Origin of the sequence: Actinomadura sp. RB99 (genome assembly GCF_014706005.1) — a bacterium.
GTDB lineage: Bacteria > Actinomycetota > Actinomycetes > Streptosporangiales > Streptosporangiaceae > Spirillospora.
This window is the reverse complement of sequence record NZ_JABMCA010000032.1, coordinates 16,465-38,272: the sequence shown is the minus strand read 5'-3', so window position 1 is coordinate 38,272 and position 21,808 is coordinate 16,465. Positions and strand designations below refer to the sequence as shown.

The window sequence follows — 21,808 nt, the reverse complement described above, 5'->3', positions numbered from 1 at the left end:
GGTCGTGGATGGATCGGCTGTACGAACGTTCCAGCAGGCGGTGCGAGGCCGGGTCGCTCGATCCGGCGGTGCGGGACGCGATCGCCGCGCACGCCGAGGCGCACCAGCTCGGCGACGTGCTGGGCGCGGCGCGGTGGTGCTGCGAGACGCGCAGCGTGCGGCTCAAGCGCCCGGGCCTGCTCATGCGGCTGACGAAGTCCGGCGATCCCGACAAAGAACACACCACGGTCGCCCTGATCCTGCCCCGCTACCTGGTCGTGGCCGTGGCCGGAGAGCAGCGGGGCATCCACGTCCGGTCGATCCGCCTGGAGGAAGTGAGCGTCGGTCGCGGCCTGGCCTCCAACATCGACACCGGCGTCAGCGCTACCGGCCTCTGGTCGGGGACGACGGAACCCGCCTCCTTCTACATCGGCCTGGGCGACGACACGGACGGCAAGGCCTTCCTCGACACCCTGCGCGGCGCGATCGCCGAGGTCAAGACCGCCTGATCAGCAAGCAGCTCGGCGCCCGCGCACAGGTACCCGCGACAACCGGAGCCATGATGATCGCCAGAGTCTGGCGCGCAACCGCCACCGCCGAGGGGGCGGACGCCTACCGCGAGCACTTCACCACCTCAGTGCTGCCGACGCTCCGTCGCCTCGACGGACATCGAGGCGCGTACCTGTTCCGCCTGGACGGGGATGACCTGGTGGAGCTAGAGGTCATGACCCTGTGGGAGTCCGCCGAGGCCATACGGGCCTTTGCTGGAACCGACATGACGACGGCCGTGGTGGAGCCGGAGGCACGAGCCGTGCTCCTGACTTACGACAAGACGGTCAGCCACCGGACGGTCGTGGTCAACATCCTGAACGCCCCGGCCTAGGCACCGCTTCGATACGGGCAGCAGCGCGCCCCGGCACTGGGCCGCACTAAACTCCCGGCCGCCGAGACCGCAATGGCTCCCATAATGGTGCGAGAGGCCCCTTGCGAAGATCGCAAGGGGCCTCTGAGCTGGGAGCCGGCGAGGGGACTTGAACCCCTAACCTTCTGTTTACAAGACAGATGCTCTGCCAATTGAGCTACGCCGGCGGGCTCGTCCCGCATCGTAGTCGACCGCGCGGGGGTTCGCGCGGGGGTTTCCGGGGCGGGCGGCGGTGCGGGGGGTGGTGATTTGCGGTGGTGAGCGGGCACAAGGAGGTGCAGCACTCGGGGGAGGGGGCCCACGTGAGCATCAGCGGAATCATCTCCGCGATCATCGTCGGAGCGATCATCGGCGGGCTGGGGCGGCTGCTGCTGCCCGGGCGGCAGCCGATCGGGATCGTGCTGACCGTGCTGATCGGGATCGTCGCGGCGCTGGTCGGGACCGCGATCGCGCAGAAGACGGGCGTCGCCTCGACCAGGGGGTTCGACTGGATCGAGCTGGTCTTCCAGGTCGGGCTGGCCGTGCTCGGGGTCGCGGCCGTCGCGGCGTGGCGGCGGAACCGGGGGCATGCGAGATGAGCTAGCGGGAGCCCAGTGCCCTGGTGGTCTTGGGGGTGGGGGCGCCGCCGGGACGGCGTTCCGGGGTGGGGCTGAGGAAGCCCTTCTTGCGGGCCAGGTGGACCCAGTTCGCGGCGGCGCGCCAGGGCGCGCCGCAGGCCTCGGCGAGCATGTGGACGGGGTTGGAGTGGCCGAGGTCGACGTAGGCGGAGTAGACGGCCGCGACGAGGGCGAAGAACTCGTCCGGACGGCCCTTGCGGCCCGGACGGGGTGCCGCCTCGACCATCCGGCGGATCTCGCGGGCCTCGGCGACGGGCGGCGTCCTGGTGCTGGTGGAGTGCAGGACGTCGCTGGTCAGTTCGGGGAGGGGGACGGCCCGCAGGGTGCCGGTGGTGAGGCCGCGGGAGACGAGCCGCAGGTCCGCGTCGGGGTGCGGGCGGATCGTCATCTCGGTGGGGCCGCCGGTCGCGGGGGCCGGCCAGCGGAGGGTGACCTCCCAGGCGCCCACGCGGATGCGCCGCTCGACCGTCATACCGACATACTGTCAAACATTCGCGCAATTGCGCAATTGTTGGGGCGTGCGAGACTGGTGCGGTGCACGGGAGCGGGGGATCATGAGCGACGACCTGGCGCTGTCTCCGGCGCTGCTCCAGGAGGCGGCGGGCCGTTTCGGGATGCTGGCCGCCACGACGCGGCTGCACATCGTGTGGGTGCTGACGCACGGGGAGCGGGACGTCAGCTCGCTGGCCGACGAGGTGGACGGGACGGTCGCGGCGGTCAGCCAGCATCTGGCGAAGCTGAAGCTGGCGGGGCTGGTGCGGGCGCGCCGGGAGGGCCGGCACCAGTTCTACGTGGTCGACGATCCGCACGTGGCGGCGATCGTCCGGCAGATGGTCGCGCATCTGCGGGGTGAATCGGGGCGCGCCCGTGGTCTGGGCGCCTGACCCGCCGGTCGCGGCGCCGTCCGGGACGGGCGAGCCCGCGCGGACGGAGGGCCTGCGCGAGTGCGCGGTGCAGCCGCCGCTGGCGGTGCTGCGGCGGTGGGAGACGTCGCCGAAGGGCCTGGACGAGGCGGAGGCGCAGGAGCGGCTGCTGCGGTTCGAGGACGGGCCGCGGCGGCGCCGGGCGCGGCGGCTGGGCGGGGCGGTCGCGGCGCCGTTCGTGGTGGTGCTGGTCTTCCTCGGGGTCGTGTCGGCGCTGACGGGGGACGTGCGGGGCGCGGTGCTGATCTGCGCGCTGGCGGTGTTCAGCGGGGCGATGCGGTACCGGCAGGAGGCGCGGTCGGGGCGTGCGGCGGCGGCGCTGCGGACGATGGTGACGACGACGGCGACGGTGCTGCGGCGGGCGCGGCCGGGGGCGGAGCCCGTGGCCAGGGAGGTGCCGGTCGACCAGGTCGTGCCGGGCGACGTGGTGCTGCTGGGCCCGGGCGACGTGGTGCCGGCGGACCTGCGGCTGCTGAACTCGGTGGACCTGGAGATCAACCAGGCGATGCTGACCGGGGAGTCGCTCCCGGCGGGCAAGCACGCGGCGTGGACGGACCCGCCGGAGGGCCGTCCGGGCGACCTGTTCGACCATCCGCGGCTGTGCTTCATGGGGACGACCGTGGTGAGCGGGACCGGGACGGCGGTGGCGGTCGCGACGGGCGGCCGGACGTACTTCGGGGCGGCGGACCGGGAGCGGCCGGGGCGCCGGACGGAGACGGCGTTCGACCGGGGCGTGCGGGTGGTGTCGTGGACGCTGGTCGCGGCGATGCTGGCGGCGCTGCCCTTGGTGGTGGCGGTCGCGGGGGTGCTGCGGGACGACTGGTACCACGCGCTGCTGCTGGCGATCGCGGTGGCGGTGGCGGCGACGCCGGAGATGATGCCGCTGGTGGTGACGGCGCTGCTGGTGCGCGGCGCGAAGGGGCTGGCGGGCCGGCAGGTGATCGTCAAGCGGCTGCCGGCGGTGCACGACCTCGGCGCGATGGACACGCTGTGCGTGGACAAGACGGGCACGCTGACCGAGGAGCACGTGGCGATGGCGTGCCATCTCGATCCGCTCGGCCGCACCGATCCGGAGGTGCTGTGGTGGGCGCGGGTGAACGCGCTGTGGTCGGTGGAGCTGGCGGGACGGCTCGTCGGGGACGCGATCGACGAGGCGCTGCTGCAGGACGCGGGGAACCTGGACAGCGCGTCCGGCGTGGACGCGATCCCGTTCGACTACGCGCGGCGGCGTGCGACCGTCCTGCTGGGGGACGGGCGGCTGGTGGTGAAGGGCGCGGTCGAGGACGTCCTGAACCTGTGCACGGTCGCCGGTGACACGGTGCTGGACGCCGAAGAGCGCGCGCGCCTGCTGCGGCTGGACGACCGGTGGGCGGCGGACGGGGTGCGGCTGCTCGCGGTGGCGGTGGGGAAGCGGACGCGCGGCGGCCCGCTGACCCCGGCGGACGAGCAGGACCTGGCGCTGATCGGGTTCGTCGGGTTCCGGGACCGGCTGGATCCGGCGGCGCCGGCGGCGGTGCGGGGGCTGCGCCGGCGCGGCGTCGCGCTGGTGATGGTCACGGGCGACCATCCGCTGGTGGCGCGGCGGATCTGCCGGGACGCGGGCATCGAGGTGTCCGGGGTGGTGCTCGGCCGCGAGGTGGTCGACCTCGACGACGCGGAGCTGGCGCGGCTGGCGGGGGCGGGGACGCTGTTCGCGCGGGTGGGGCCGCCGCAGAAGGCGCGGATCGTCCGGGCGCTGCAGCAGGCGGGGCGGACGGTCGGGTATCTCGGCGACGGGGTGAACGACGCGCCGGCGCTGCGGGCGGCGGACGTCGGGATCACCGTGCGGGGCGCGGCGGACCTGGCCCGGGAGTCGGCGGACGTGGTGCTGGTCCGTCCGGACCTCGGGGCGCTGGAGCAGGCGATCGTGGCGGGCCGCCGGACGTTCGCGAACACGGTGAAGTACGTCAAGATCGCGCTGACGTCGAACGTGGGGAACGTGGTGTCGCTGCTGGCGGCGAGCGCGATGCTGCCGTTCCTGCCGATGCTGCCGCTGCAGGTGCTGGTGCAGAACGTCTGCTTCGACCTGTCGCAGCTGGCGCTGGTGCGCGACCGGGTCGACGAGGCGCAGATCAGGAGCCCGCGCACGTTCGACGTCCGGGACCTGGCGCGGTTCGTCGCGTGCCTCGGGCCGGTCGGGGCGCTGTTCGACCTGGCGGCGCTGGGGCTGTTCTGGTGGCTGCTGGACGCGCACGGCGGCGCGGCGGGGCGGGAGCTGCTCCGGTCCGGGTGGTTCGCGGAGAACCTGATCGCGCAGGGCCTGGCGATGCTGCTGCTGCGCAGGCGGGGGCGGACCGGGCCGAGGGCGGGCCGGACGATCGTCGTGACCGCCGTCGCGCTCGGGCTGGCGGGGCCGCTGCTGCCGTTCACTCCGCTCGGCGGGGTGCTGCGGCTCCAGCCGCTGCCGTTCGAGGCGGTCCCGATCCTTGCGGCCGTGATGACCGGGTACGTCCTCGCGACGATCGCCGCCCGGTACGTCTACCAGCGGGTCTTCGGCAGATGGCTGTGACGCCCCTTGCCAGGCGCCGAACGCTGCGGTGAGCTGGAACGAGGAGGCGCGGATGACGGACGCGAAGGGCAGGGTGGCGGGGCCTTCGGGCCTGGAGGCGGCGCGCTGGTGGGCGCGGATGATGCGCGATCCGATGGACGCCTACGGCGCGCTGTTCCGCCGGTACGGGGACGCGGTGCGGCTTCCGCGCGACCGGAGGCGGGCGCTGTACCTGCTGTCGCGGCCGGAGCACGCCGAGCACGTCCTCGTCGCGAAGCAGGACAACTACGTCAAGGCGTTCACGTACCGGCCGTTGCGGGTGTTCCTCGGCGACGGGCTGTTGACGAGTGAGGGCGAGACGTGGCGGCGGCACCGGAGGCTCGTGCAACCGGTCTTCGCGCAGCGGCACCTCGCCGCGTTCGCGCCCGGGATGGCCGGGGTCGCGGCGCGGTCGGTCGGGCGGTGGCCGGACGGCGTGACGCTCGACGCCGCCGCGCACATGCGCCGGGTGACGCTGGACATCGTCGGGCGGGTGCTGTTCGGCAGCGACCTCGCGGCGGAGTCCGACGCGACCGGGCGGGCGCTCGCGGATCTGCAACGCGGGGCCGTGATCGGCCTCGGCGCGACGTTCCTGGGCGACGCGGGGCTGCGGCGGGCGTTCCGGCTGGTGCCGGGCGCGCAGCGGGCGGCCGCGCAGCTCGGCGGGATGGTCGGGCGGGTGATCGACGAGCGCCGCGCGGCGGGTCCCGGGGCGGAGCCGGACCTGCTGGACCTGCTGATGCGCGACGGCGATCCGCCGCTGTCGGACGCGGAGCTGCGCGACGAGGTGCTGACGCTGCTGCTGGCCGGGCACGAGACGACCGCGGCGGCGCTGACCTGGACGCTGATCCTGCTGTCGCGGTACCCGGCGGCGCGCGACCGGCTGGAGGCGGAGGTCGACGGGGTCCTCGGCGGCCGGGATCCGGACGCCGGCGACGTCGACCGGCTGCCGTGGACGCGGGCCGTCCTGTCGGAGTCGATGCGGCTCTACCCGCCCGCCTGGACGATCGAGCGGGACGCGGTCGCCGACGACGACGTGGCGGGCGCGGCGGTGACGGCGGGCTCGACCGTGGCGATCTCCCCCTACCTTCTGCACCGCGATCCGGACCTGTGGCCGGATCCGGAGGGGTTCCGGCCCGAGCGGTTCCTCGGCGAGCAGGACCGTCCCCGCCACGCGTACCTGCCGTTCGGCGGCGGGCGGCGGATCTGCGTGGGGGCGGGCTTCGCGATGATGGAGGCGGTGCTGGTGCTCGCCCTGATCAGCCGGTCGGCGCGCCTCGACCTGGCGCCGGGCGTCGCGGTCCCGTCGCGGGCGGAGGTGACGCTGCGGCCGGCGCGTCCGGTGCCGATGCGGGTCACGCGGAGGTAGCCGCCCGGAGGGGCGTGGTCACGCGGAGGTGGCCGTCGGAGGGGCGCGGCGCACCAACTGGACCTCGAATCGAAAAGGGGTCTTGGCAAAAGGCGCGGCCACCTCTACATTCCCGGGAGCGGCGGTAAGTGATCGCTTGCCGCACCCACCCCGGGAGGCCCCCAGTGAAGAGCTCGTTCACCCGCCGTCCCGCGCGGGCGGCCCTGCGCGGCCTGGCCGCGGCGGCGCTCGCGTCCCTGCTCGGCACCGCCGCGGTGGCCGCCCCCGCACGGGCGGCGGACAAGTACCCGCCCGGCGACATCGGGACGTCCCTGGTGAACTTCTTCAACAGCCCCGGCGCGGTCGCCGGCGCGAACGACTGGAACTGCAGGCCGAGCGCCGAGCACCCGACGCCGGTCGTCCTCGTCCACGCCACGTTCGTGAACCTGGGCACCAACTGGAGCGTGCTGTCGCCGATGCTGGCGAACGAGGGCTACTGCGTCTTCGGCTTCAACTACGGCATGACGCAACTGTCGTTCGACCGGATCGGCGGGCTCGGCGACATCGCCGAATCGGCCAGGACCCTGGACGCGTTCGTCGACAAGGTGCTCGCCGCGACCGGCGCGCGGCAGGTCGACCTCGTCGGGCACTCCCAGGGCGGGATGATGCCGAACTACTACCTCAAGCGGCTCGGCGGCGCGTCCAAGGTCCGCACGTTCGTCGCGCTGGCGCCCAGCAACCACGGGACGACCATCGACGGCGTCCTCGACCTCGGCCGGACGCTCAACCTGCTCGGCTTCGCCAACCAGGCCCTCAACGACGCCGGCGCGCCCGGGCTCGTCCAGCAGGAGCAGGGCTCGGACTTCCAGAACGCGCTGTTCGGCGACGGCGACACCGTCCCGGGGCCGCGGTACGTCGTCATCGAGACCAAGAACGACATCGTCGTCACCCCGTACACGAACGCGTGGCTGAAGGGCGACGGCGTCACCAACATCCTCGTCCAGGACCAGTGCCCGGACGACACCGTCGGCCATGTCGGGATGTTCAACGACAGCCCGGTCATGCAGGACGTCCTTGACCAGCTCGGAGCGAACACCCCCGGCTTCAAACCGGCGTGCGAGGCCTACGGCCTGCCGCTGTAACCGCTCACCCCTCCGCTTGCCCGGCTTGTTCCGCCTGTTCCGCCTCCTGGGCGGCCTGGTCCGGCCTCCGGGACCTCGGCGCCGGGATGTGGAACAGGTCGGCGAGCCGGCGGACCGCCGCGGGGTCCCCGGACACCGCGGCGCTGCCGTCCTCGATCGCCGCGCCCATCGACGAGCGGCCCGACGCCATCGCGATCAGCACGTCCTCGCTCATCGCGATCGACGCGTCGGGCCGCTGCGCCGGGCCGTGCACCAGATGGACCGCCCCGTCGTCGACCTCGGCGTGGAACACCTCGTCGTCCACGCGGAACTCGTACACCAGGTGCAGCCCGGCCGACGCCTCCGGCACGAAGCACGCCTCCATGCCGAGCACCGCCCACCCCGGATGGAACGTCTCGCCTTCGCGCCGCTCGCCGAGCGCCCACCGCATGCCCCAGCGCGCCAGTGCCAGCACCGCCGGGCCCAGCTCCTCGCCCGCCTCCGTCAGCGCGTACGCGGAGGTGCGGGCGGGCGGCGGCAGCGTGACCTTCCGCGCGAGCCCCTCCCGTTCGAGGTGCTTCAGCCGCGCCGCGAGCAGCCCGGTGCCGAGGCCGCGCAGGCTCGCCTGCAGGTCGCCGAACCGTTTCGGGCCGGTCAGTAGCTCGCGGATCAGCAGCAGCGTCCAGCGCTCGCCGACGAGGTCGAGGGTCCGCGCCGTCGCGCAGTACTGGTTGTAGGTCCGCTGCTCCACCGCATCACTCTAAGCGCTCACCTCGAGGATCAGCCGGGCCAGGGCGCCGGGCCGGGTGAGCATGACGTCGTGCGGGCCGTCGATCGGGACCGTCCGGTATCCGATCGCCTTGGCGCACTGCTCGAACGGGTACACGCTCGGCCTGCACAGGATCGCGGTGCCGGGGATCCGGTCGGCGGCGCCGGTGAGGCGGGTCGGCTCCTCGAACGTGCGGGCCGGCTGCGGGCGCATCCGCTCGGCGAGCCAGGCCGCGTCGTCCGGGTCGTCGATGCCGACGGCGGCGGGCGGCGGGACGGCGATCCGCCCGCCGGACGTGCGGCCCCGCAGCGCCTGGACGAACGGGGCGGGCGCGAGGTCGTACAGGCTCGTCCCGTCGGGTCCGGCCCAGCCGTCCACCAGGACCAGGTGGCGGACGCGGTCCGGTCGCTGGTCGGCGGCCTCCCGCACGACCAGGCCCGCATAGCTGTGCCCGACCAGCACAACGCCGTCGCCGTCGATGCCGTCGATGCCGTCGAGCGCCGCGACGACGTCGTCCGCGTGGTCGTGGAGGCCGACGTCTCCCTCGCCGAGCGCGGGAGCGACGGTGCGGGCACCGGCGTCGTGCAGCAACGGGGTCACCCGGTCCCAGGCCCAGGGCCCGTGCCAGGCCCCGGCGACGAGGACGAACGTGGTCATGAGCGGACCTCCGCGGAAACGAGGGGACGAACGCGACCGGCGAACTCCTCCAGGGCGGCCTCGTGGTCGTCGGTCGCGAAACGGACCACGATGTGGCGGGCGCCCGCCTCGATGTAGCGGGTCAGCCAGGTGGCCGCGTCCTCCGGCGTGCCGGCGAACATCGCCTGGATGGAGGCGATGAACTCCAGGGACGCGTTGTAGTAGCGCTCGATGCTCGCCCGGAGCCTCTCCCGCGCGCGCTCGGGGTCGTCGTCCAGGCAGAACGTCGCGTACAGGGCCGGGGTGACCGGGCGGCGCGCCGCCTCCCGGATCGTCTCGGCCTCCTTCGCGTAGACGCCGTGCTCGGGCGGGTACGGCAGCCAGCCGTCCGCGATGCGGGCGACCCGGCGCAGCGCGGGTCCGCCGCCGGCGAGCCAGATCGGCGGGCCGCCGGGCCGGGCCGGCGGCGGCGCGACGCTCACGTCCTCGAACGCGAAGTGCTCGCCCGCGAACGAGACGGACTCGCCGGTCCAGAGCAGCCGCATCGCCTCGATCGACTCCTCCAGCCGGCGGCCCCGGGTCGCGAAGTCGACGCCGAGCGCAGTGAACTGCGCCTTGGTGGCGTCGGTCGGGAAGCCCGCGCCCATGCCCGCGATGACCCGTCCGCCGCTGAGCCGGTCGAGGGTGCCGAGCTGGTGGGCGAGCAGGATCGGGTGCCGCAGCGCGGGCAGCAGCACCGCGGTGCCGAGCGCCACCCGCTCCGTCGCCTGCGCCACGGCGGCCATGAGCAGCAGCGGGTCCGCCCGCTGCCGCGTGATGGGGCTGTCGCCGGCCCAGACCGAGTCGTAGCCGAGCGCCTCGGCCCGCGCGGCGTACCCGACGAGCCGGTGCGGCGCGTGCTCGCCCGTCACCGTCTGGTCGCGCGTCGGCAGCAGGTAGCCGAACCGTGTCTCCGGCATGGATCACCTCCGGTGGTCGATTCCGGCCCGATCCTAGACATTGACTTCCTGATTTTGAAGTCTAAAGTTCATTTTCAGGAAGTTCGATCTGGGAAGGAAGAGTGGATGACGGCACCGACCTACACGGCCGAGGCACGCGTGACCGGGGGCAGGAACGGGCGCGGGCGGACGGCCGACGGCCGCCTCGACCTGGCCCTGCGGCTGCCCAAGGAGATGGGCGGTGACGGCGAGGGCGTCAACCCCGAGCAGCTCTTCGCCATCGGGTACGCGGCCTGCTTCGGCTCGACGATGAGCGTGCTCGGGCAGCGCAAGGGACTCGCGGCGGACGACGCCGAGATCGACGCGAGGGCGATGCTCATCCCCACCGAGGGCGGACCCTTCAAGCTGGGGGTCGAGCTCGACGTGACCCTGCCGTCGCTCGCCGATGCCGAGGCGGTCGACCTGGGACGCGCCGCGCACCGGCTGTGCCCGTACTCCAGCGCGATCCGCGGCAACGTCGACGTCGCGATCGTCGTCAACGGGACGCGCTTGTAGCCGTCTGTGTCGCGGCGCCGCCAGCGGGACGCGCTTGTAGTCGTCCCTGTCGCGGCGCCGTCAACAGGACGTGCTTACGGGCGTCCCCGTCGCAGTGCCGTTCAGTCCCGCTGGTCCTCGCCCCGCACCCGGACCAGCGGGAGGAACAGCTCGTCCACGATCTCGTCCAGCACCTCGTCCGGCACCGGCCGGTCCGTGAGGAGCATCTCGTGCCGGACGAGGTCGGCCGGCATCCGCGCGATCCGCGGGCTCACCGCGCCGGGCGCGAGCTCGCCCCGGTCGGCGGCGCGGCGCAGGATGACCGACATCGCGTCCGGGATCACCTCGAACGTGCCCGGATCGAGTTCGTGCGCCTCCGCCATCAGGCCGTGGACCAGGTCGGGTCCGAACTCGCCGAACCGCCGCGCCATGTACCGCAGGACCGCCAGGACGTCGCCGCGCAGGCTCCCGGTGTCGGGCACGTCGTCCGCGATCGAGGAGTACCGGTACCGCAGCGCCGCCAGGACGAGGTCGGCCCGGCTGGGCCAGCGGCGGTAGATGACCTGCTTGCCGGTCCGCGCGCGCGCCGCGACGTTCTCGATGGTCAGGCCCGCGTAACCGGACGCGTCCAGCTCGTCCCAGGTCGCGTCCAGGATCGCCGCTTCCAGGGCGGCCCCGCGCCGCCGCGCCTTCGCCTCGCCGGTCACGCCGCCCCTCCTTTAAGAGACCTTGCGTCTCTTGTTATGGGCAGCCTACACTCCGGGCCGTTAGAGACGTGCCGTCTCTTAGGAGGCCCCCATGACCGCCGGCACCCGCACCGCGCCCGAACGGCTCGACCCCGCTCTGCTCCGCCTCGCCGGAATCCTCATCACCGGCGCCATCGCCCCGCTGCTCGACAGCACGATCGTCAACGTCGCCATCGGACGGCTCGGCCGCGACCTGCACGCGCCGGTGGCCGAGATCCAGTGGGTGGTCACCGCCTACCTGCTGGCCCTCGCCATGGCGATCCCGCTCACCGGCTGGGCCGAAGGCCGCTTCGGCGCCCGCCGCGTGTGGCTGTCCGCCCTCGGCCTGTTCCTGCTCGGCTCCGTGCTGTGCGGGCTGGCCTGGAACGTCGGCTCCCTGATCGCCTTCCGCGTCCTGCAAGGGGCGGGCGGCGGGCTGATGACGCCGGTCATGCAGACGCTGCTGATGCGCGCGGCCGGCGGCCGCCAGATCGGCCGGCTGATGGCCGCGATCAGCATGCCCGCGCTGGTCGGCCCCATCCTCGGGCCCGTCGTCGGCGGCCTCGTCGCCGGGCATGCCGGCTGGCGGTGGATCTTCTACGTCAACGTGCCGGTCTGCCTCGTCGCGTTCGTCCTCGCCTGGCGCGGCCTCCCGCGCGCCGCGCCGCGCGGCGCCGCCCGCCCCGACCTCACCGGCATCCTCCTGCTGTCCCCGGCGCTCGCCGCCCTCGTCTACGGGTTCTCGCAGGCGAACGCCGGTTTCGGTCGTCCCGGCGTGATCGCCGCCCTGGCCGCCGGCGCCGTGCTGCTCGCGGCGTTCGCCGTCCACGCGCTGCGCACGCCGTCCGAACCCGCGATCGACCTGCGGCTGTTCCGCAAGCGCACGTTCGCCGCGTCCGCGAGCCTCCTCTTCCTCTCTGGGCTCTCCCTGTTCGGCGCGATGCTGCTGCTACCGCTCTATTACCAGCAGGTCCGCGGGCACAGCGTGGTCGTCGCCGGCCTCCTGCTCGCACCGCAAGGGCTCGGCAGCCTGCTCGTCCGCACCCGCCTCGGAGCCCTCACCGACCGGCTCGGCCCGCGGCCCATCGTCCTCACCGGGCTCGTCCTGACCGTCCTCGGCACGCTCGCCTACGCCGAGGCCGGACCGCACACCAGCGAATGGCTGCTCGGCGCGTCCCTCGCCGTCCGCGGCGCGGGCCTCGGCGGCGTCACCCTCGCCGTCATGACCGCGGCCTACCAGGGCCTCGGGCAGGACGAGATCCCGCACGCCAGTAGCGCCACCCGCGTCATCGTGCAGGTCGGCGGCTCCTTCGGCGCCGCCGTCCTCGCGGTCGTGCTGGAGCACCAGACGTCCGGCGGGGCCGCGCCGTCCACCGCGTACGCGCACGCCTTCTGGTGGTCGCTCGCCTTCACCGCCCTCGCCTTCGTCCCGGCGCTCTTCCTTGGCCGAAGTGGGCCAGTACATGTTTCTGCCTAAGTGGACACCCTCGCCCGCCAATCTTTGATCTCATAGAGCAGCGATATCAGTACATAGAGTTACGGCGCGGTCTGGGGGCATTATGGTCGGGGACTCGAAAGTCTCGTGGGACGGGGCGGGAAGGCGGGCGAGAACCGTCCCTCCCGGCCGCTACGCGCCGCTCGCCCACGACCCCGGATTCCTGCTGCTCAGGAAGAGGTTCCTGGTGGCGGCCGCGAGCCTCACGGCCGCCTTCTTCGGGTGGTACGCGGTGTACGTCGCGCTGTCGGCGTTCGCGCGCGGGTTCATGGCGCGGCGGGTCGCCGGGCACGTCAACGTGGCGCTGCTGCTCGGGCTGCTGCAGTTCGCGTCGACGTTCCTGCTGGCCTGGGCCTACGTCGCCTACGCGCGGCGGCGCCTGGACCCGCTCGCCGAGGACCTGCGCTCCCGGCGCCCGTCCGCGCCCGGCGACGAGGTGACCCGCTGATGCCGGCGCTCGACGGGCGGGCGCTGACCTGCACGCTGTTCGTGGTGTTCGTGCTCATCACGCTCGGCATCACGGTGTGGGCGCGCGCCAACACCAACGGCGCCGACGACTTCTACGCCGGCGGGCGGACGTTCAACGGCGCGCAGAACGGCATCGCGCTCGCCGGCGACTACATGTCGGCGGCGTCCTTCCTCGGCATCGCCGGCCTCATCGCCCTGTCCGGATACGACGGGTTCCTGTACTCCATCGGGTTCCTGGTGGCGTGGCTGCTGACGCTGCTGCTGGTCGAGCTGATGCGCAACGCCGGGCGGTTCACCATGGCGGACGTGCTCGCGCACCGGGTGCGCCGGCAGCCGCCGGTGCGCCGCGCGGCGGTCGTGTCGACCGTGACCGTCTCGGTGTTCTACCTGCTCGCGCAGATGGTCGGCGCGGGCGCGCTGGTCTCGCTGCTGCTCGGCATCCACCGCGGCCGGGAGTTCCTCGGCATGTCCGCCGGCACCGCCCGGACCGCCACGATCGTCGTGGTCGGCGCGCTGATGATCTGCTACGTGATGTTCGGCGGGATGAAGGCCACCACCTGGGTGCAGATCATCAAGGCGGTGCTGCTGACCGCCGGGGCGCTGGTGCTGACCGGGCTGGTGCTCGCCCGGTTCGGCTTCGACCTCGGCGCGATGCTCGGGTCCGCCGCGCACGCCAGCGGGAAGGGCGAGGCGTTCCTGCGTCCCGGCCTGCGGTACGGCGAGGACGTGCCCGGCGACGCGTACCGGACGATCCTCAACAAGCTCGACTTCATCAGCCTGGCGGTCGCGCTGCTGCTCGGCACGGCGGGCCTGCCGCACATCGTCACCCGCTTCTTCACGGTCCCGGACGCGCGGGCCGCGCGCACGTCGGTGTCCTGGGCGATCGGCCTCGTCGGCCTGTTCTACCTGATGACGCTGGCACTCGGGTTCGGGGCGGCGGCGCTCGTCGGGCGGAAGGCGATCGTCGCGCAGGACCCGTCCGGCAACACCGCCGCGCCGCAGCTCGCACAGGAGCTCGGCCGGCACCTCGGCGGGCAGGTCGGCGGCGACATCCTGCTCGCGTTCATCGGCGCGGTCGCGTTCGCGACGATCCTCGCGGTGGTGGCGGGGCTGGTGCTGGCCTCGTCGACGTCGCTGGCGCACGACTACTTCGGGCAGGTGCTGATGCTCGGCCGGCCGCGCGAGTCGCAGGAGGTCGCGGTCGCGCGGTTCGCCTCGTTCCTGGTCGGCTCGCTGGCCATCGTGCTGGCCGTCGTCGCGCGGAACCTGAACGTGGCGTTCCTGGTGGCGCTGGCGTTCGCGATCGCGGCGGCGTCGAACCTCCCGGCGATCGTGCTGACGCTGTTCTGGCGGCGGTTCAACTCGGCCGGGGTGACCGCCGGCATCTACGGCGGGCTGATCAGCTCGCTGGTGCTGGTGTTCTTCTCGCCGGTCGTGTCCGGGAAGGTCGACCCGGTCACCGGCGAGAACCTGGCGCTGTTCCCCAAGAGCGTCGACTTCCACCTGTTCCCGCTGGAGAACCCCGGCATCGTCTCGATCCCGATCGGATTCCTGTGCGCGATCGCGGGGACGTTCCTCGGACGGGAGAAGGCCGACCGGGCCCTGTACGACGACATGTCGGTGCGGGCGCTGACGGGCGCCGGTTCGCACTGAGCCGGGGACCGCCGGCCCGCACTGAGCGACGGGCCGCCCGGGACCCGGCTACCATTCCGTTCCGGACCCCCGGTTACCCGCCGGTAAGGGACGGCCGGTGGCGGCTCCGGGACGCGCGGTGACGCGCCCTCCGGGACCGTCTCCGAATGTGCCGGGCGCCCGGGCGCCCGGCCCATCGCGTGGCAGAATGTCAGATCGCGCCGTGGACCACGGCGGACGGCCGAGGGGAGGTGCGGCGGCGTGTCCCATGCCGGTCGGCGCCGTGCCCCGCGCGCGCGTCCGGCGGCGCGGTTCGGCGCCCGCACCACCGCGACGCTCACCGTGCTCACCCTGGCCGCCGCGGTGGCGGTTCCCGCGGCGCTCGTCCCCGACGAGGCCGGCACCGTGCCCCGCTCCGTCCGCGGCGCGGCGGCCGGCGCGGCGATGCGGACCGCGACCGACCAGATCCGCGCCCGCGAATGGCACCTGACCGTCCTCCGCGCGCAGAAGGCCTGGCACTACTCCAAGGGCTCCGGCGTGACGGTCGCCGTCCTCGACACCGGCGTCGACAAGAACCACCCCGACCTCACCGGCCGGGTCGTCACCGGCCCCGACCTGACGAGCGGCGCGCGCCGTCCCGGCAGCCGCTACTGGGGCCTGCACGGGACGTCCATGGCCAGCATCATCGCCGGTCACGGCCACGGTCCCGGCCTCGCGCAGGGCATGCTCGGGATCGCGCCGGCGAGCAGGATCCTGTCCGTCCGGGTGACGCTGGAGAACAACGACCCGCTGCGCAAGACCGACACCTCGGCCACCACCGGCGCCCGCGACGCCGTCGCGCAGGGCATCCGGTACGCGGTCGACCACGGCGCCGGCATCATCAACATGTCCCTCGGCGGCGGCCGCCAGTCCTACAACGGCAACCCCGCCCAGGAGAGCGCGATCAAGTACGCGCTGAGCAAGGGCGTCGTGCTGATCGCGTCGGCGGGCAACGACGGCTCCGGCGCCGACCGCAAGAACTTCCCCGCCGCCTACCCCGGCGTGATCGCCGTCGGCGCGCTCGACCGCAAGCTGCACCTGTGGAAGGACAGCAACCGCAACTCGCACGCCGGCGTGTGCGCGCCCGGCGTCGACATCGTCAGCGCCGACGCCAGCAACGGCTACGTCGTCGGGACGGGCACCAGCGCCTCGTCCGCGATGGTCGCCGGGGTCGCCGCGCTGATCCGCTCCCGCTACCCCAAGCTCAGCCCCGACGAGGTCCGGCAGGCGCTGATCAAGGGCTCGCCCGCGCGCCGCGGCCACCCGACCGGCTCGGCGACCTGCGCGGGATCGGTCGACGCCGTCCGCGCCCTCGTCGCCGCGAACACGCTGAACAAGACGTCGAAGGGGCCGGTCGCGGCGGCGCCGACCCCGTCCGCCACGCCGGCGCCGACCGCCGACTCGTCGGCCGGGGACTCGGGCGTCCTGCTCCCGCTGGTGCTCGGCGGCGGCGGCGTGCTGGTGATCGTCGGGCTGGTCCTCGGCTGGCGGCAGCGTCGCCGCCCCGGCGACGAGGACGGCGCCCTGCCGATCGGCGACGAGCCGTTCGGCGACGACGGGCCGGACGACGACCCCACGCCCGGGTACCACCTGCCCGGCGCCCCGCCGGAGCCCGCCGCGATGCGGTCGCCTGGCGGAGTCCCTCCGGCGGCCTCGTCCGCGCCGCCCATCGCGCCGGTCAACACCGCGCCGTTCCAGAGCTCGCATCCCTACACCGGCCCTGGCATGCCGCCTCCGGCCGGATACCCGGACGCCCCGGCGGGGTGGCCCGACCAGGGCACGCCGCCGCTCCCGGAACCGGTCGCCGAGGCCGAAGGGTACGTCCCCGAGCACGCGCTGCCGCACGACCAGTGGGACGAGCCGTCCTGGGACGACGGCGCGCCGCCGGAGCACGGCACGCCGCCCGGCCCGCCGGGACGGCCTCCCGTCATGGCGAGCGAGCTGCGCCCGTTCGACCCGGGTGACTTCCCGGTCGGGGAGTTCCCCGTCGGCGGGATGAACGGGACGCTCCCCGGCCCGGTGGAGGGGTTCTCCCCGAACGGGCGGCACCTCCGCGACGACCGTCCCACCAACGGCCACGACCACGCCGGCGGACGCCACCTCGCCAACGGCCACAACGGGCACGACCCGCGCAACGGGCACGACTTCACGAACGGCCGGGACGCGATGAACGGCGCCGGCGGCGGTCCGGCGATGAACGGCGCGGGCGGTGCGAACGGCGCGGGTGGAGCGAACGGCGCGAGTGGAGCCGCGTCGAGCGGCGCACCCGATGACGACGCCCCCGCGCTGGACGACGAGGACTGGGAGCGGTTCAGGCGCAGCGCCCTCGGAGGGGGCGGCATGCCCGAACCCGAGTTCCCCGCCGCGCCGCAGGACCCGCCGCCCGCCCCGCCCGCCGCTCAGCCGCCCCCTGCCGCGCAGCCTCCGGTCGCGCCGCCGCCGTCCCCCACGCCGCCGTCCGGCGTACCTCCTGTGGACGACGCCGGGGGCCTCCCCGCCCCGCCACCGGTCCCGCCCACCGGCCCGGCGGACGACGACGCCCGCAACCGGCAGGCCCGCCGCCCCTACTCCTCCAACGAGGACGACGACTACCGTCCGCCCTGGTGGTGAGCACCGCCCGCATGGTTGTGGGCGCTGGAGCCGCCTCCGCCAAGGCCGTACTCCGGCGGGCGTAGCGCAGGAGCCTCCCGCCGTCCGATTCGGGCCCCCGAACCCGTCGCGCAGCATCGAACCATCCGCTCACAGGAAGGTCGATGACCATGTTGACGACACTCGCGGTGCACCCCGGCCCGTGGCACGACGGCGGGGGCGCCCCCGGCTACTGGCCCGTTTTCCCGATCATGTTCGGGCTGTTCTGGCTGGCCGTGCTCGGCACCGGCTTCTACCTGATCCGGCGCCGGATGACGGGGCCCGCCGCGGCCACCGCGGCCGCGCCCGACCCGATGGCGAAGGCGCAGGAGCTGCTCGCCGAACGGTTCGCCCGCGGCGAGATCGACGAGGACGAGTACCTGATGCGCCGGTCGGCGCTCCGCAACGGCGGCTGACCGTCAGTCCAGGCCCGCCTCTTCGAAGATCTTGTCGATGCCGTCCGGGTCCATCGGGTCCCGGGCGGCGGCGTCGGCGAACCGGGTGAGCAGCCGGGCGAACTCGGCGCGCTCGGCGTCCGTCCAGTCGTTCATCAGCCCGTCGAAGTAGGCGCGGCGGTACCGGTCGGCGACCTGCTTGACGCGGCGGCCGGCGTCGGTCAGCCCGAGGTTGGCGCGGCGCGCGTCGACGGGGGAGGGGCGCCGGGACACCAGGCCCGCGTCGATGGCGTGCCCGACCAGCCGGCTCGCGGTGGACGGGTCGATCTCCAGCCGGTCCGCGACGGCGCCGACGGTGATCTCGCAGCTCACCTCCGCCTCGCCGGTCTCGCCGGCCGCGCCGGCGGCGGCACCGGTGTCGGCGGGCGGCTCGTCGGTGAGCGCGGCGACGGCGTTCACCACCATCAGGTTGGAGATCTGCAGCGGCCGCCCGCCGGGGCCGCCGGCGGTCCGGGCGCGGATCCGCTTCATCATGTCGGGCTTGATCCAGACCCGGCGCAGGTGGAACAGCGCGGCGCCGATGGCGGCGAGGACGGGGTCGGTCCGGTCGCCCCGGTCGCCGCTCACCGGGCGCCTCGGACCGTGGTCCAGCCTGCGGTCTCGTGGCGGGGCGTGTCCGTCGCCATGCAAGGGTCTCCCGTTCAGATTCCGGCCACCGCGGGACAGCCGGCGGTGCGTCTCTAACTCTAACGGCTGTACGGTGCATATGTTCTTTATGCGTTCTTTATCCGGCTCGTTCGGGTCGATTCCGGGACTGCGGCGGCCGATGTGCCCGCCGTTGGCGATGGGACACGGGACAATGGAGAGCCGCAGGTGAACGGGGATGTGGTGCACTGAACGACCGGCCCGCGTTCCGCCGGAACCGCCGGACGATGTCGGCCCGGACGCGTAGCATGGCACCGGCCGAACCCGGACGACCCGGGATCAGTAACCACAGAGGGGACCTGATGCGAGCGGCGAACGCCCCCGGCGACGTCCCCGGCGACGTCCCTCCCCAGGACGGCGGCACGGACGACGGCTCAGCCCTGAAACGCGTGACCGACGACCCATCCACCGACCCATCCCTCCCCGGCGAGGACGGCGTCGAGGACGCCGCCGCCTTCCCGGCCGACCTCCTCTCCGAGCGCGACCGCCGGATCCTGTCCTTCGAGCGGCAGTGGTGGAAGCACGCCGGAGCCAAGGAGCAGGCCATCCGCGAGCACTTCGACATGTCGGCGACGCGGTACTACCAGCTCCTGAACATCCTCATCGACCGGCCCGAGGCGCTGGAGTGCGACCCGATGCTGGTCAAGCGGCTGCGCCGGCTGCGGTCGCAGCGGCAGCGGCAGCGCGCCGCGCGGCGGCTCGGCATCCGGCCCTGAGTCGACCACCATAGGTCGGCGTGAACTCTCCCCGCTCTGTGACGGCCGTCGGCGCCGACGGCCTGGACGCGATCCGTACCGACCCTTCCCGGGCCGTGCTCGGCTTCGACTTCGACGGTACCCTCGCGCCGATCGTGGACGACCCCGCCGCGGCCCGGGCCCACCCCGGGGCCGCGCCGGCGCTGGCCCGGCTCGCCCCGCGGGTGGGCGCCCTCGCGATCATCACCGGCAGGCCCGCGCGCGTGGCCGTGGAGTACGGCGGCTTCGAGGGCGTCGACGGCCTGGTGGTGCTCGGCCAGTACGGGCTGGAACGCTGGGAGTCCGGCGTGCTCACCGAGCCGGACCCGCCGCCCGGGATCGCCGAGGCGCGCGCGAAGCTGCCCGGCGTGCTGGAGGCGGCGGGCGCCCCGCCCGGGACGTTCGTCGAGGACAAGGCGCACGCGCTCGTCGTGCACACGCGGCGCTGCGCCGAGCCGCAGGTCGCGCTCGACCGGCTGCGCAGCATCATCGCGGCGCTCGCCGAGCGCACCGGGCTCGCCGTCGAGCCCGGCCGGTACGTGCTGGAGCTGCGTCCACCGGGTGTGGACAAGGGCCGCGCGCTGCGCTCGCTGGCCGACGCGTTCGCGGAGAAGCGGGGCGCCCCTCCGTCCGCGGTGCTGTTCGCCGGTGACGATCTCGGCGATCTGGCGGCGTTCGACGCGGTGGACGCGCTGCGCGCCGAGGGCGTGCCGGGCGTGACGGTGTGCAGCGGTTCCAACGAGGTCACCGAGCTCGCCGAGCGCGCCGACCTGGTCGTCGACGGTCCCGCGGGGATCGTCGAGCTGCTCGGGACGCTGCTCGACCGCTGATTCCACGTCGGAGTGACAAGTGCGGTAACCAGATTTGTCGCATCTCGCGTGACTCTTGTGGCACCCGTAGACCAGACGTCCAATTGCGCCAAAATATGGTGGATTGCGGTATGTGTGGTCATCGGGCGGCCACGCGAGTGACACGGGAGGTTGGGACGGTGGACACGGATCCGGGAATCCCGCGCCGTCCGGGCGACATCCGGCACACGCCCCCGCGCGGTTTCCCCTCACCGTCGGCGACCCCTGTCCAGGGCACGCCGGTCCATCCGGCGGCGGCTCCGGCCGGGGGCGGCGGCGCGCCCGTCCCGCCCGGTGCTCCGGTGCGGCCGATCGTGCACGCCCCGCCCCCCGGGCTGCCCTACGCGGGCTCCGCCCGGGCGCCGGGCGGTCACGCGTCCGCCGCCCATGCGCCGGGTGGCGGAACGCCGCCGCAAGCCGCCGTGTCCGGCGCGCAGACAGGTCCGCAGCCCATTGCGCCTCGCACGCAGACCGGACCTCAAGCCGCTGTGCCTCGTGCGCAGACGGGTCCGCAGGCCGCCGTGCCTCGTGCGCAGACCGGTCCCCAAGCCGCGGTTCCCGGCTCGCAGACGGGGCCGCAGCCCGCGGTGCCCCGCCGCCAGACCGGCCCGCAGCCCGCGGCGCCCAGCGCGCAGACCGGTCCTCAAGCGTCGGTGCCTCGCGCGCACACAGGCCCGCAAGCCGCCGTCCCTCGCTCCCAGACGGGTCCGCAGGCCGCCGTGCCTCGCGCGCAGACCGGTCCCCAGGCCGCCGTGCCCGGCTCGCAGACCGGGCCGCAGCGGCCCGTGCGGCAGCCCGTCGCGCAGGGCGACATGGCCTGGTCCGGTGTTCCGGCGGCGCAGGACGACTTCGCGGCGCGCGACGTCTCGCGGCGCGGCGAGCCGGCCGAGGACGCGTCCGGCGCCGGCCCGATGGGCACCCGGGAGACCAGCGGCGTCCAGGTGCGGCTCGGGTCGCGGGCCCTCGACCGGCAGGAGCGGAACCGCAGGCGCGGCGGACGCCGCGGCGGCCTCATCGCGGGCGGCGTGCTCGTGCTGGCGGGGCTGGTCGCGGCGGGGCTCGTGCTGATGCCGCGCTCCGGCGACGACAAGGACGGCGGCGGTGAGGGACCGGCGCCCGCCACGGCCGAGCAGCGGCCGACCGGCGGCAAGGCGCGGATGCCGCACACCGGGACGCCCATCGAGGTCGGCACGGCCGACGGGTCGAAGTACCGGCTCGCGGCGGTCGGCGGCGGTGTCAGCGACGACGGCGTGGTGACCACCTTCCAGTCGTCGCCGCCGTCCGGGACGTCGTTCGCCTACATCGAGTACGTGCTGACGAACCCGACCGGCCACAAGGTCCTGCTGGACTTCCCGGGCGACGTCTTCCTCAAGCGCGCCCTCGTCACGAAGGCGGCGCAGGGGCGGTGCATGCCGCAGGCCGGCGTCCCGGAGGACATGTGCACGCCGCCGACGCAGAGCCAGGTCGTGCGGCGGCTCGCGGGCGGCGACCTCATTCCAGGCGACGGCGGCGACAAGTACATGTCGCCGGGCGCGTCCTACCTGGTCCGCGCGATGGTGGATGTGCCGGTCGCGCGGCGGCTGACGCGGTCGGACATGGGCCTGTACGTGTGGAAGCAGCTGTACATGGCCGACCAGCTCGCCAAGCAGGTGCCGTTCCCCAGCGGCGGCAAGTAGGCGGGCGCGACGAGGGGGCCGCGAACGGCAGTGCGGGCGGACACGCGTACGCCGTGACCGTCCGGGCTATCCGGACGGCCACGGCGTCGTCGGCCGATGGCCTGCCTGGG

22 protein-coding genes and 1 tRNA gene are annotated in these 21,808 nt (G+C 74.0%); 16 read left to right on the top strand and 7 right to left on the bottom strand.

Features of this window, described 5'->3' with window-relative positions:
* Nucleotides 1–8 precede the first annotated feature (8 nt).
* Together amrb99_RS26265 and amrb99_RS26260 are read left to right on the top strand one after the other, a co-directional pair.
* Nucleotides 9–488 (top strand): hypothetical protein, encoded by a 480-nt coding sequence (locus tag amrb99_RS26265; protein WP_190860751.1) that lies wholly within the window; start codon nucleotides 9–11, stop codon nucleotides 486–488.
* A gap of 50 nt (nucleotides 489–538) precedes the next feature.
* Nucleotides 539–862: an antibiotic biosynthesis monooxygenase gene (locus amrb99_RS26260; RefSeq protein ID WP_206700108.1), complete on the top strand. Its 324-nt coding sequence runs from the start codon at nucleotides 539–541 to the stop codon at nucleotides 860–862.
* Nucleotides 863–995: 133 nt separating this feature from the next.
* Here the strand turns inward: amrb99_RS26260 and amrb99_RS26255 are convergent.
* Nucleotides 996–1,068: transfer RNA gene (locus amrb99_RS26255), tRNA-Thr, on the bottom strand.
* A 135-nt stretch (nucleotides 1,069–1,203) separates the two neighbouring features.
* Between amrb99_RS26255 and amrb99_RS26250 the strand changes: the two genes are divergently transcribed.
* Entirely contained in the window at nucleotides 1,204–1,479 is a 276-nt protein-coding gene (locus amrb99_RS26250) for a GlsB/YeaQ/YmgE family stress response membrane protein (protein WP_190860749.1), read from the top strand.
* 1 nt (nucleotide 1,480) lies between these two features.
* Here the strand turns inward: amrb99_RS26250 and amrb99_RS26245 are convergent, their stop codons facing one another.
* Nucleotides 1,481–1,990, bottom strand: a complete 510-nt coding sequence (locus amrb99_RS26245) for a hypothetical protein (RefSeq protein WP_190860747.1) — start codon at nucleotides 1,988–1,990, stop codon at nucleotides 1,481–1,483.
* 82 nt (nucleotides 1,991–2,072) lie between these two features.
* On the opposite strand from amrb99_RS26245, the gene amrb99_RS26240 reads away from it, so the two are divergent.
* The 4 genes from amrb99_RS26240 (at nucleotide 2,073) to amrb99_RS26225 (ending at nucleotide 7,497) form a co-directional block, all read left to right on the top strand.
* Nucleotides 2,073–2,402, top strand: a complete 330-nt coding sequence (locus amrb99_RS26240) for a metalloregulator ArsR/SmtB family transcription factor (RefSeq protein WP_190860744.1) — start codon at nucleotides 2,073–2,075, stop codon at nucleotides 2,400–2,402.
* Nucleotides 2,386–4,989 (top strand): magnesium-translocating P-type ATPase, encoded by a 2,604-nt coding sequence (gene mgtA / locus amrb99_RS26235; protein ID WP_190860742.1) that lies wholly within the window; start codon nucleotides 2,386–2,388, stop codon nucleotides 4,987–4,989. The genes amrb99_RS26240 and mgtA overlap by 17 nt, the downstream gene beginning before the upstream one ends.
* Nucleotides 4,990–5,041: 52 nt before the next feature.
* Complete coding sequence (locus amrb99_RS26230) at nucleotides 5,042–6,376, top strand: cytochrome P450 (RefSeq protein WP_190860740.1); 1,335 nt, start codon at nucleotides 5,042–5,044, stop codon at nucleotides 6,374–6,376.
* A 164-nt stretch (nucleotides 6,377–6,540) separates the two neighbouring features.
* Complete coding sequence (locus amrb99_RS26225; RefSeq protein WP_347256868.1) at nucleotides 6,541–7,497, top strand: alpha/beta fold hydrolase; 957 nt, start codon at nucleotides 6,541–6,543, stop codon at nucleotides 7,495–7,497.
* A gap of 4 nt (nucleotides 7,498–7,501) precedes the next feature.
* Here amrb99_RS26225 and amrb99_RS53300 read toward each other — a convergent pair whose 3' ends face one another.
* Genes amrb99_RS53300 through amrb99_RS26210 form a run of 3 tightly spaced genes read right to left on the bottom strand, consistent with a single transcriptional unit; the run spans nucleotide 7,502 to nucleotide 9,840 of the window.
* Nucleotides 7,502–8,227: a winged helix-turn-helix transcriptional regulator gene (locus amrb99_RS53300; RefSeq protein WP_190860738.1), complete on the bottom strand. Its 726-nt coding sequence runs from the start codon at nucleotides 8,225–8,227 to the stop codon at nucleotides 7,502–7,504.
* Between the two features lie 9 nt (nucleotides 8,228–8,236).
* A complete protein-coding gene (locus tag amrb99_RS26215) occupies nucleotides 8,237–8,902 on the bottom strand; it encodes an alpha/beta fold hydrolase (protein WP_190860736.1) in 666 nt (221 codons plus the stop codon).
* Nucleotides 8,899–9,840: an LLM class flavin-dependent oxidoreductase gene (locus amrb99_RS26210; RefSeq protein WP_190860734.1), complete on the bottom strand. Its 942-nt coding sequence runs from the start codon at nucleotides 9,838–9,840 to the stop codon at nucleotides 8,899–8,901. The genes amrb99_RS26215 and amrb99_RS26210 overlap by 4 nt, the downstream gene beginning before the upstream one ends.
* A 105-nt stretch (nucleotides 9,841–9,945) precedes the next feature.
* On the opposite strand from amrb99_RS26210, the gene amrb99_RS26205 reads away from it, so the two are divergent.
* Nucleotides 9,946–10,374: an organic hydroperoxide resistance protein gene (locus amrb99_RS26205; RefSeq protein WP_190860731.1), complete on the top strand. Its 429-nt coding sequence runs from the start codon at nucleotides 9,946–9,948 to the stop codon at nucleotides 10,372–10,374.
* A 101-nt stretch (nucleotides 10,375–10,475) separates the two neighbouring features.
* Here amrb99_RS26205 and amrb99_RS26200 read toward each other — a convergent pair whose 3' ends face one another.
* Nucleotides 10,476–11,060, bottom strand: a complete 585-nt coding sequence (locus amrb99_RS26200) for a TetR/AcrR family transcriptional regulator (RefSeq protein ID WP_190860729.1) — start codon at nucleotides 11,058–11,060, stop codon at nucleotides 10,476–10,478.
* A gap of 91 nt (nucleotides 11,061–11,151) precedes the next feature.
* Here amrb99_RS26200 and amrb99_RS26195 point away from each other — a divergent pair, with 91 nt between their 5' ends.
* The 5 genes from amrb99_RS26195 (at nucleotide 11,152) to amrb99_RS26175 (ending at nucleotide 17,756) form a co-directional block, all read left to right on the top strand.
* Nucleotides 11,152–12,555 carry an MDR family MFS transporter gene (locus tag amrb99_RS26195; RefSeq protein ID WP_190860727.1) on the top strand — a complete coding sequence of 468 codons (1,404 nt, stop codon included), beginning with the start codon at nucleotides 11,152–11,154 and terminating at the stop codon, nucleotides 12,553–12,555.
* 82 nt (nucleotides 12,556–12,637) lie between these two features.
* On the top strand, nucleotides 12,638–13,021 hold the full coding sequence (locus amrb99_RS26190) for a DUF485 domain-containing protein (protein WP_190860725.1): 384 nt from the start codon (nucleotides 12,638–12,640) through the stop codon (nucleotides 13,019–13,021).
* Entirely contained in the window at nucleotides 13,021–14,694 is a 1,674-nt protein-coding gene (locus amrb99_RS26185) for a cation acetate symporter (RefSeq protein ID WP_190860723.1), read from the top strand. Before amrb99_RS26190 ends, amrb99_RS26185 begins: the two co-directional genes overlap by 1 nt.
* Nucleotides 14,695–14,934: 240 nt before the next feature.
* Entirely contained in the window at nucleotides 14,935–17,322 is a 2,388-nt protein-coding gene (locus tag amrb99_RS26180; protein WP_190860721.1) for a S8 family serine peptidase, read from the top strand.
* 149 nt (nucleotides 17,323–17,471) lie between these two features.
* The gene (locus tag amrb99_RS26175) at nucleotides 17,472–17,756 is read left to right on the top strand and encodes an SHOCT domain-containing protein (protein WP_206700107.1); all 285 of its coding nucleotides are present in this window, start codon (nucleotides 17,472–17,474) and stop codon (nucleotides 17,754–17,756) included.
* Between the two features lie 3 nt (nucleotides 17,757–17,759).
* Here amrb99_RS26175 and amrb99_RS26170 read toward each other — a convergent pair whose 3' ends face one another.
* Nucleotides 17,760–18,362: a MarR family transcriptional regulator gene (locus amrb99_RS26170; protein WP_347256867.1), complete on the bottom strand. Its 603-nt coding sequence runs from the start codon at nucleotides 18,360–18,362 to the stop codon at nucleotides 17,760–17,762.
* Between the two features lie 467 nt (nucleotides 18,363–18,829).
* On the opposite strand from amrb99_RS26170, the gene amrb99_RS26165 reads away from it, so the two are divergent.
* The 3 genes from amrb99_RS26165 to amrb99_RS26155 all read left to right on the top strand — a co-directional run bounded on the left by amrb99_RS26165 (nucleotide 18,830) and on the right by amrb99_RS26155 (nucleotide 21,698).
* Nucleotides 18,830–19,156, top strand: coding sequence for a DUF3263 domain-containing protein (locus tag amrb99_RS26165; protein WP_347256872.1), 327 nt, complete (start codon nucleotides 18,830–18,832; stop codon nucleotides 19,154–19,156).
* A 20-nt stretch (nucleotides 19,157–19,176) separates the two neighbouring features.
* Entirely contained in the window at nucleotides 19,177–20,004 is an 828-nt protein-coding gene (otsB, locus tag amrb99_RS26160; RefSeq protein WP_347256866.1) for a trehalose-phosphatase, read from the top strand.
* Nucleotides 20,005–20,741: 737 nt separating this feature from the next.
* Nucleotides 20,742–21,698 carry a hypothetical protein gene (locus amrb99_RS26155; protein ID WP_190860717.1) on the top strand — a complete coding sequence of 319 codons (957 nt, stop codon included), beginning with the start codon at nucleotides 20,742–20,744 and terminating at the stop codon, nucleotides 21,696–21,698.
* Nucleotides 21,699–21,808 lie beyond the last annotated feature (110 nt).

Excerpts from the sequence above, each read along its gene's own strand:
- amrb99_RS26265 (WP_190860751.1), top strand. The coding sequence starts at position 9 with ATGGATCGGCTGTACGAACGTTCCAGCAGGCGGTGCGAGGCCGGGTCG.
- amrb99_RS26260 (WP_206700108.1), top strand. The coding sequence starts at position 539 with ATGATGATCGCCAGAGTCTGGCGCGCAACCGCCACCGCCGAGGGGGCG.
- amrb99_RS26245 (WP_190860747.1), bottom strand. The coding sequence starts at position 1,990 with ATGACGGTCGAGCGGCGCATCCGCGTGGGCGCCTGGGAGGTCACCCTC.
- amrb99_RS26240 (WP_190860744.1), top strand. The coding sequence starts at position 2,073 with ATGAGCGACGACCTGGCGCTGTCTCCGGCGCTGCTCCAGGAGGCGGCG.
- amrb99_RS26230 (WP_190860740.1), top strand. The coding sequence starts at position 5,042 with ATGACGGACGCGAAGGGCAGGGTGGCGGGGCCTTCGGGCCTGGAGGCG.
- amrb99_RS26215 (WP_190860736.1), bottom strand. The coding sequence starts at position 8,902 with ATGACCACGTTCGTCCTCGTCGCCGGGGCCTGGCACGGGCCCTGGGCC.
- amrb99_RS26210 (WP_190860734.1), bottom strand. The coding sequence starts at position 9,840 with ATGCCGGAGACACGGTTCGGCTACCTGCTGCCGACGCGCGACCAGACG.
- amrb99_RS26205 (WP_190860731.1), top strand. The coding sequence starts at position 9,946 with ATGACGGCACCGACCTACACGGCCGAGGCACGCGTGACCGGGGGCAGG.
- amrb99_RS26195 (WP_190860727.1), top strand. The coding sequence starts at position 11,152 with ATGACCGCCGGCACCCGCACCGCGCCCGAACGGCTCGACCCCGCTCTG.
- amrb99_RS26190 (WP_190860725.1), top strand. The coding sequence starts at position 12,638 with ATGGTCGGGGACTCGAAAGTCTCGTGGGACGGGGCGGGAAGGCGGGCG.
- amrb99_RS26185 (WP_190860723.1), top strand. The coding sequence starts at position 13,021 with ATGCCGGCGCTCGACGGGCGGGCGCTGACCTGCACGCTGTTCGTGGTG.
- amrb99_RS26175 (WP_206700107.1), top strand. The coding sequence starts at position 17,472 with ATGTTGACGACACTCGCGGTGCACCCCGGCCCGTGGCACGACGGCGGG.